The sequence below is a fragment of the Deltaproteobacteria bacterium genome, assembly GCA_009929795.1.
Classification (GTDB): domain Bacteria; phylum Desulfobacterota; class Desulfovibrionia; order Desulfovibrionales; family Desulfomicrobiaceae; genus RZZR01.
In genome coordinates, this window is sequence record RZZR01000097.1 from 1 (window position 1) to 8,941 (window position 8,941).

Sequence of the window (8,941 nt, forward strand, 5' to 3'; positions counted from 1 at the left end):
TGGAGGACATCATGACCTTTGCCCGCGACGAACTCGGTCTGACTCCGCAGGGCTTCGTGGCCTCGGGCATCAAGGGCCCCAAGGGCAACCAGGAATACATCATCCAACTTCTCGCCCCATAAACATGAGACCCAAATTCCCCACTGACGAACGCAAGGCCCGGATCAGGGAGGTCCTTTCGCGTCGTCAGCCCGACCTGACCCTTGTCCTGAACAACATCCACGACCCGCACAACGTCTCAGCCATTCTTCGAAGCTGCGACGCCTTCGGAGTCTTCGGCGTCCACCTTCTGTACACGTCCGAGGTCTTCCCGACCCTGGGACACAAGTCCTCGGCCTCGGCCAGGAAATGGATCCAGACCGAATGCCACGCCGATCCGGCATCTTTGGCCGGTCGGCTTCACCGGGATGGTTTCTCCGTCCTGGCCACCGGATTCTCCCCCCGGTCCGCACCTCTGAACGAGATCAATTTCACTCGCCCCACGGCCGTGATCCTCGGCAACGAGCACCGGGGAGTGGATCCGGAATTCGCCCCCTTGGTCGATGGCGAAATCTTTATCCCCATGCAGGGCATGGTCCAGAGTCTGAACGTGTCCGTGGCCGCGGCCCTGATCCTCTACGAGGCCTGGCGGCAGCGTTCGGCCGCCGGGTTCTTCGATCGGCCCAGGTTCGACGCCCAGGACATGGAAACCCTTTTTGAGGAATGGTGCCAGATATGAGCGGCAACACGTTCGGACGTCTGTTTCGGCTGACAACCTTCGGAGAATCACACGGCCCGGCCCTGGGCGGGGTCATCGACGGCTGCCCCGCGGGCCTGGATCTGGACGAGGCCGTGATCCAGCGAGAACTTGATCTCCGGCGACCCGGCCAGGGCCCTGCCTCCACGGCCCGCAAGGAGCCCGATACCGTCCGAATCCTGTCCGGAGTCTTCGAGGGCCGGACCACGGGGACCCCCATTGGCTTCGTCATCGAGAACACGGACCAGCGCTCCAGGGACTATTCGGCCATCGCCGACACCTACCGGCCCGGGCACGGCGATCTAACCTATGATCGGAAATACGGAGTCAGGGACTACCGGGGCGGCGGCCGGTCCTCGGGCCGGGAGACCGTCTCCAGGGTCGCCGGAGGGGCCGTGGCCCAGGTCTACCTCGGCAAGGTTGGCGTCTCGGTCCGGGCCTGCACCCGGGAACTTGGGGGAATCGTCGCTGCGGACACCCGCTGGGACCTCATCGGGGACAACCCCTTCTTCTCCCCAGACCCGTCATTGATCCCGACCTGGGAAGAAAAAATCCGAGCGACCAGAGCCGCTGGAGACACCTTGGGCGGGGTGGTCGAAATCGAGGCCCTTGGTGTCCCGCCGGGACTGGGCGAGCCGGTCTTCGACAAGCTCGACGCCAGGCTGGCCTATGCCCTCATGGGCGTCGGCGCCGTCAAGGGTGTCGAAATCGGGAGAGGATTCGAGGCCGCCCGACTGACCGGAATGCAGAACAACGATCCCATCACCCCGAAGGGCTTCACCTCCAACAACTCCGGCGGAATCCTGGCCGGAATTTCCAACGGAGATCGAATCCTGGTCAGGGCCGCTATCAAACCGATTCCCTCCGTCGGACGTCCCCAGCAGACCGTGGACCGATCCGGTCGGGCCGTGTCGATCACCGTCGGCGGCCGCCACGACATCTGCGCCATTCCCCGCATCGTTCCCGTTCTCAAGGCAATGGTCCTCCTGACCCTGGCCGACATGCATCTGCTCCAATTTGGGCCCTTGAACCGCCCTTGACCAAAGAACCGGACAACCAGAGGATACCCCGATGATTCGCCTTCGATCGTCCCTCGCCACCTCCCTTATCGCGACCATACTGTTGGCCCTGACCTGGCCGGCGATGGCCATGGACAGACCGACCCCCGACCGAAACGACATCTTGACCCTGGCCGCTTCGGTGACTCGGGAGGCCTGGCCCGACGCCGACGCGGTGATCTTGGCCAGGGAGACCTTTGTCCGCTATGACGAGGACGGCCTCTACCGGGAATGGGACGAGACCTACACCAAAGTCCTGACCGAAAAGGGCCGGCGACAGGCCGCCTCCCTGTCCTCCTACTTCACTCGGCCCTACAACACGACCGTCTTTGAAATTGCCGAGATCATCAAGCCTGACGGCAACGTGACCGTTGTGAACATCGAGGCCAACACGCGGGACATGGTCGAGCCGGGACAGATGCAGTCGAACATCTACAATCCCGACGCCCGCATCCTGGTCCTGAATGTTCCTGGCTTGGAGATCGGCGACGTTTTGCACTACGTCATCCGGGACGACTTCACCAAGGCCAGGGTCCCCGGAACCTTCAGCGACATCATCGTTCTCGAGGGTACGGACCCGATCCTTTCGGCCCGGGCCACCATCGCCGGCCCCAAGAGCCTTCCCCTGACCCATGCCTTGGTCCGGGACGAGATTCCCGGCACACTGACCGCCAAAACCCTTGAGGTGGATGGCATCCACGTCACCACCTGGACGGCCCGAAACGTGCCCCAGGCCTTTCCGGAACCGGATATGCCCCCCTTCTACACCGTGGCCCAGAGAATTCTGGCCAGCACCATCCCCGACTGGGAGTGGGTCTCGCGCTGGTACTGGGAACTCAGCCTTCCGGCCCTGCAGCAGGCCACTCCGGCCATGGAAGACTTGGTCGACGAACTCACGGCCGAAACCCCGGATCCGGATACGGCCATCATGGCCGTCTTCACCTGGGTCTCCCAGAAGATCAGATACATGGGCCTGACCCTGGAGGATACCGCACCGGGCTACGAGCCCCACCCCGTGGACATGACCTTTTCCCGCCGGGCCGGGGTCTGCCGGGACAAGGCCGCCCTGCTGGTCAGCCTGCTCCGGCTGGCCGGCTTCGAGGCCTTCCCTGTCCTGATAATGAACGGCCCCCGGAAGGATCCGGCCGTGCCCCAGCCCTTTTTCAACCACGCCATCGTCGCCGTCAAAAAGGCCGACGGATCCTTTCAGCTCATGGACCCCACCGATGAGAGCACGACCCAGATCCTCCCCCCATATCTCAACAACCAGAGCTACCTCGTGGCCACGCCCTGGGGTGAACCCCTGGCCACGAGCCCGACCGTTCCGGCCGAAGACAACATGATGCGCCTGGCCACCACCGGGACCCTGCAAACCGACGGAACGGTCACGGCCCGCACGACCTGTCGCTTCGAGGGCATCAACGACAACGCCTACCGCGGGTTCTTCTCCCGCCTCGACTCCGACCAGCGCCGCAACGTCTTTGAACGACTCCTCACCCAGGCCGTGCCCGGGGCGGCCATGACCGCCTTTACACTGGAGCCCACGGACATGCAGGATGTCAGCGTGCCCCTTACGGCCGAGTTCTCCTTCACCAGCGGTAATCTCCTGGTTCCGGTCAATGGCGCGGCCCTGTTCTCCCCGCCGGTGTTCGGACAACGCATAGGCATGCTCCGCTACCTAATCGACAAAACCGATCTCGAAACCCGGCGATTTCCCCTCTACACCCACGTCACCTGCGGCTCGGAGGAGACCCTGGACATCTCCCCGGCCTCCGGGACCGGCCCCTTCGTCTCGGTTCCGGAACCGGTTTTCAGCCACGATCACGGCATATTCAGGGCCGCCAACGCCACTTTGTCCGACGGTTCCCTCCGTTCCCGCCGGGTCTTCGTCCTTGAACGGACCGAATACTCGCCCGAGGACTATGCGCATCTTCGCCATGTTCTGGCCGAAATGGAACGGTCCGACCGCCTTCTCCCGGTCTGCGCCGTGACCGGGACCGACGACCGCTCCTGGCTGGCCGAGCAGCGCTCCGACGCCGTGATTCTGGACTCCAGCCTCGATGTCCGGGTCCGCGACGATCATTCCTGGACCGAAACCGAAAGCATTCGCCTCCAAGTCCTGACGTATTCCGGAAAAAAGACGCACAGCGAACTGAAGATCGACTTCAATCCGGCCTGGGAGGAAGTCCGGCTTCTGAAAGCCGTGGTCGTGGACTCCAGGAATCAGACACACACCCCGGAAGACCACGAAATCAACCTCATGGATGCCGACTGGGTCGGCCGAGCCCCGGGATACTCACCGCTCAAAACCATGGTCGTCTCCCTGCCGGGCGTGGAGGTCGGGTCAACCATCGAGTACGCCATCGTCCGGGAAAAGCGGGACCGGCCCTTTTTCTCTCTCCGCCGGACCTTTCAGGAACACGATCCCGTGCTCAGGTCCTCCCTAACCATGACCTTTCCCTCCTCCATGAGCCCCCGGCTGATTCCCTTCCCTGCGGGGATCGGACTCGAAGGCCCTTGGTGGCGGACCGAGACCGTGGCCATCGACCACGAATCGTTCACAAGCAAGAAAGAAATCTCTCACACCTTTAGGATGTCCCATCTCCCTGCCGTGCCGCGGGAGCGTCGAATCCCTCCCCTCTTCACCTTCTGCCCCACGGTCCTGGCCAGCACCGGGGCCTGGTCGAATCTGGCCGCGACCCTGTCCCGGAATCTTGAATCCCTGGTCGATCCCAAGTCCCTGCCCGAGGACCTCGTGGCCGGTCTGCGGGCCCTGCCCGAACGGGATCTGATCCTGACCGCCGCTCGAAACCATGTGGCCACCACGGTCGCCTCGGCCGGGCCATCCCTGGCCCAGGCCCCCCTCTCGGAGCTGTCCTCGGCCCGTCAAACCCTGGCCAGAGGTTACGGCAACTCAGCTGATCGGGCTATTGTCCTGGCCGCCCTGCTCCGGGCCGCAGGCCTCGATCCCACATTTGTCCTTCCGCTGGATGCACCGCGGATCCCATGGATCCAGAATACCCTTCAGGCCGCCCCGGACTGGGGCCTATTCAAGGATGTCCTCGTGGCCATCAAGGACTCCGGGGAACGAATGGTCTTTCTGAACGACACTGACCAGTACGCCCCCCTGGGGTCGACTCAGGCCGACGGATCCTCGGGACTGGATCTGAGAACCGGCCTCTTCGTCCCGGTGGAGGCGTCCTCACCGGATCTGGCCGAAGGCAGGGAGTCCACCTTCAGGATCGTTCTGAACGACGTCGGAGACGCCCTGGTGACTGTCACTAGAACCTATTTTGGACCGTCCTGCGCCGAGTTTCGCAAGCGGATCCGGGAAATGAACCCCGAGATGAAGGTCCGTTACGTCCAGGAGCAGGTCTCGGCCATTTCCCGTTCGGCCGCATCCCGGGCCCCGGCTCGACTGAATCCGGACTCGTACCCCGCCCTGGAGGAATACGAGCTGGCCATCCCGGGTCTGGCCGTCACCCGGCTGGATCATTGGTTTCTCGAACTGCCCTGGCTCATCCGCGAGATTGACGGAGTCGGCGACCATACCCGGATTTTGCCTCTTTTTCGCGAAAACCCGAGCCGGGTCCGAACCCGGGTGGAGGTCGTTCCTCCTCCGTCGATAAAAAACCGGGTCCTGGGACCCGATGAGCGCTCCTTTGTCCTGGCCCCCTGGGGCCGGATCGACATCTCCGCCGACCAAGACAAGGCCGGTTTCAGGCTGATCCAAAGCGCTGAGTTCAGACCCATGATCGTCCTGCCGACCCAGTATCCGGCCCTGTTCGACGCCGCCAGGATTCTGGCCCTGCCCTCCACGCGGACCCTTGCCATTCCCATCGGGGACAAAAAACCATGAAACGTTTTTCCTCGGAGGTCATCGTCGGCATGGTCCGGACCCTGCCTCTGGGGGTCATGGTCCTGGCGCCCATGGGCGGGATGGTCCTGACCAACCCAGCCCTGGCCGCCATCCTCGGCCTACCCGAGGATCTCCTAACTGAGGAATCGTCCTGGGCTGATCTTCTCCAGGCCATCCCCGGCAACCTGGCCCTGACCCAGGTTCTGGTCGATTGCGTCGAGCACAAGGAACTCCGATCCCTGCATGACGTGCCCTATCTTCGGCCCGACGGCATGCCCAGAAAGCTTTCGGTCACCACTTCCTTTCTACCTCTGGAGGACCAAGGCACCCATGTGGTCGTCGTCATTGAGGACGTTACCGACCGCTGGCACGCCCAGGACGTGGAGCACGAACGGGCCCGAGTCAGCGAGGCCTTTCAGCGTCAACGGACTGCCGACCTGGAACTTTTCGCCCTGTCCGTGGCCCACCAGATCCGAAATCCGGCCATGGCCATCGGCGGCATGGCTTCCCTGGTCAGAAATCACCTTCCCGCCGGGGACGACAAGGCCGACCGCTTCCTGGACGTCATCGACCAGGAGGCCCGACGACTGGAGAACCTCGTTAGGACCGTGGTCGATTTTGCCTTCCTTCCGACCCCTTCACCCCGTTGGGCCTTCCTGCCGGAACTCGTGGACACCGCCTTCAAAAACTTGGTCCAAATCGCTCACGCCCAGGGCCGTGAAATTCTGCCCGAAACCCAGGTGCCCGATCTCGACGTCCTGGTCGACCCGCTCCTCTTCCTTCGCGTTCTCCAGATCGTACTGATCAACACCCTGGACCACACTCCGGGTCCTCAAGTGCCGGTCCGGCTGAACGTAGGAAACGGCCCGACCATCACCATCATCGACCAGGGCAGAGGCATCGACGAGAAGACCATGCCCCACATCTTCAGCCCGTTCTTCACCACCCGGGCCGACCGGGTGGGCATGGGCCTCTGTCTGGCCCGCAAAATCATCCGCGAACACGGGGGGGGCATCGCCGTCGAGAGTACCCCTGGCCGAGGGACCCGGGTGACCATCACCCTACCCGTCTCCTCATGCCGTGCGGCCGAGGCCGGTACATGCCGGGAGTCCACGCCATGAACGATCATCTGCGCATTCTCGTTGTCCTTCCCATGTACGGAGGCTCCCTGCCCGTGGGCCGCTGCGCCGCTCGCGGCCTGTCAGAACTCGGCCACATCGTCGAGACCCTGGACGCCCCGGCCTTCCATCCGGCCTTCACTGCCCTGAAATCCCTGCGGGTATCCACAGAACGCCTGGATCAACTGGAAAACTCCTTTCTCGGACTCGTTTCCCAGGCGGTTCTGGCCAAGGTCGAACAGTTCCGGCCCGACCTGGTTTTGGCCCTGGCCCAAGCTCCCCTGAGCCGCCAAGCCCTGAAACGACTGCGCCAGGACGGAGTGCCTACGGTCATGTGGTTCGTGGAGGACCACCGTCTGTTCACCTATTGGCAGACCTTTGCGCCTTGGTACGACTTCTTCTTCGTCATCCAGAAATCCTCCTTTCTGGAAAAACTGGCCTCCTTGGGAGTAACCAACGCCTTCTATCTGCCTTTGGCCGCCCAACCCGATATCCACCGGCCCCTGGATCTCGGCCCTGTCGAACGACGCCGCTTCGGCAGCGACCTGTCCTTCATGGGAGCAGGATATCCCAACCGCCGCTTGGCCTTTCGAGACTTGGCCGGCATGAAATTTCGAATCTGGGGCACCGAATGGGAGGGTGACCCGGTCCTCGAGCCTTTGGTCCAGAACGCCGGGGCCAGGGTGGGCACAGAGGACGCCGTCCGCATTTTTAACGCTACGCACATCAACCTGAACCTTCATTCCTCCATCAACGCCAAACAGGCCGTGGTCCCCGGGGACTTCATCAATCCCAGGACCTTCGAGATCGCCTCGTGCGGGGCCTTCCAGCTCGTGGATCGCAGATCCCTGTTGCCCGAACTCTTCGAATCCGACGAGATGATCACCTTCGCCTCCATGAAAGAACTCCGAGACCTCGTCGACCACTACCTGCCTCGAGAAGAAGAACGGCAGTCCGTGGCCGCCCGAGCCCGAAAGCGTGTCCTGGCCGAGCATACCTACGCCCATCGCATGGCCACCCTACTGGAGACCGTCGCCCGCCATCGGCCGGACTGGCCCCGGCCCCAGAAGGCTGACCCGGTCCGGAACCTCGGCATCGACCCTGAACTGGGTCGGGAAGTGGAGGCTCTCGTGGCCGAACTAGGCCTGCCGGAGGACGTTTCCTTTCCCGATCTGGCCTGGGCCGTGCGGCAGCGTTCCGGCCGCCTCTCGCCCTTGGAGACCTCCATCCTCTTTCTGGATGAGTGGAAAAAACTCTACGCTCCGAAATCCGGGTGATGGCTCGGCGTCTACTAACGACAGACAGTATCGTGGCGATCCTCAGGACTTGAAATGAACATCTTTCCCAAACCCGTGACATTCGCAAGGAAGTGCCCTGAACGGAAAACGGGCCACATCGAGGATGATTGTCGGAGTCATTTCCCTGTTGCTGTCCAACCAGGCCCGAGCCGGAGAGCGAAGTAGCGTGACCGCTTTTAACGGGCTGCCCACCCCGCCGGACTTGATCCAGATTTACGCCCACCGGGCCGTCCGAGGACTGTTGCCCGAGCACACCCTCCCGGCATACGCTGCGGCCCTGCGCATCGGCTGCGACTATGTTGATATGGACGTGAACATGACCAAGGATGGCGTTCTGGTGGTCACCCACGATCTGGGGCTCAACCCGGACCTGACCAAGGACGTTTCCGGCCAATGGGTCACCGAACGTATTCCCATACGTTCCCTGACCTTCGAGGACCTGAAACGCTACAACGTGGGCCAACTGAACAAGGAAACCCCCTATGGAAAACTCTTCCCCCACCAGATGCCGCTTGACTCGGCCTTCATTCCGTCTCTTCGGGAGGTCATTCGCTATGTGAAGGACATTGCCAGAAACCGAGTCGGATTTCAGATCGAGATCAAAAACGATCCCTCCCATCCCGAGCTCTCCGCCACTCCCAGGGAATACGCCCAGACCCTCCACTCTATCCTAGTTGAGGAAATGATCCTCGATCGAACCGAAATTCAGGCCTTCGACTGGAACTGCCTCGTCGAGCTGAACGCCATTGATCCCGGCATCAAGACCGCCTATCTGACCGACCGCACCACCGTTTCCCCAAACGTCAAAAAAACAAAATTCTGGACGGCAGGACTCGACCCGGCAGACTTCGGCCATTCCCTGCCCCAGATGG

The 8,941-nt window shown here is 62.5% G+C and carries 7 protein-coding genes; all 7 read left to right on the forward strand.

Annotated features, from left to right (window positions below):
- Nucleotides 1–122 (forward strand): TlyA family rRNA (cytidine-2'-O)-methyltransferase (locus tag EOM25_10215; GenBank protein ID NCC25552.1); only part of this gene is annotated, 122 nt, incomplete at its 5' end.
- A 2-nt stretch (nucleotides 123–124) separates the two neighbouring features.
- The gene (locus tag EOM25_10220; protein NCC25553.1) at nucleotides 125–718 is read left to right on the forward strand and encodes a tRNA methyltransferase; all 594 of its coding nucleotides are present in this window, start codon (nucleotides 125–127) and stop codon (nucleotides 716–718) included.
- Nucleotides 715–1,776, forward strand: coding sequence for a chorismate synthase (locus tag EOM25_10225; GenBank protein ID NCC25554.1), 1,062 nt, complete (start codon nucleotides 715–717; stop codon nucleotides 1,774–1,776). Before EOM25_10220 ends, EOM25_10225 begins: the two co-directional genes overlap by 4 nt.
- 31 nt (nucleotides 1,777–1,807) lie before the next feature.
- Nucleotides 1,808–5,653, forward strand: a complete 3,846-nt coding sequence (locus tag EOM25_10230; GenBank protein ID NCC25555.1) for a DUF3857 domain-containing protein — start codon at nucleotides 1,808–1,810, stop codon at nucleotides 5,651–5,653.
- Nucleotides 5,650–6,774: a hypothetical protein gene (locus EOM25_10235; GenBank protein NCC25556.1), complete on the forward strand. Its 1,125-nt coding sequence runs from the start codon at nucleotides 5,650–5,652 to the stop codon at nucleotides 6,772–6,774. The genes EOM25_10230 and EOM25_10235 overlap by 4 nt, the downstream gene beginning before the upstream one ends.
- A complete protein-coding gene (locus tag EOM25_10240) occupies nucleotides 6,771–8,048 on the forward strand; it encodes a hypothetical protein (GenBank protein ID NCC25557.1) in 1,278 nt (425 codons plus the stop codon). The genes EOM25_10235 and EOM25_10240 overlap by 4 nt, the downstream gene beginning before the upstream one ends.
- Nucleotides 8,049–8,172: 124 nt before the next feature.
- A partial coding sequence (locus EOM25_10245) for a hypothetical protein (protein ID NCC25558.1) occupies nucleotides 8,173–8,941 on the forward strand: 769 nt, incomplete at its 3' end.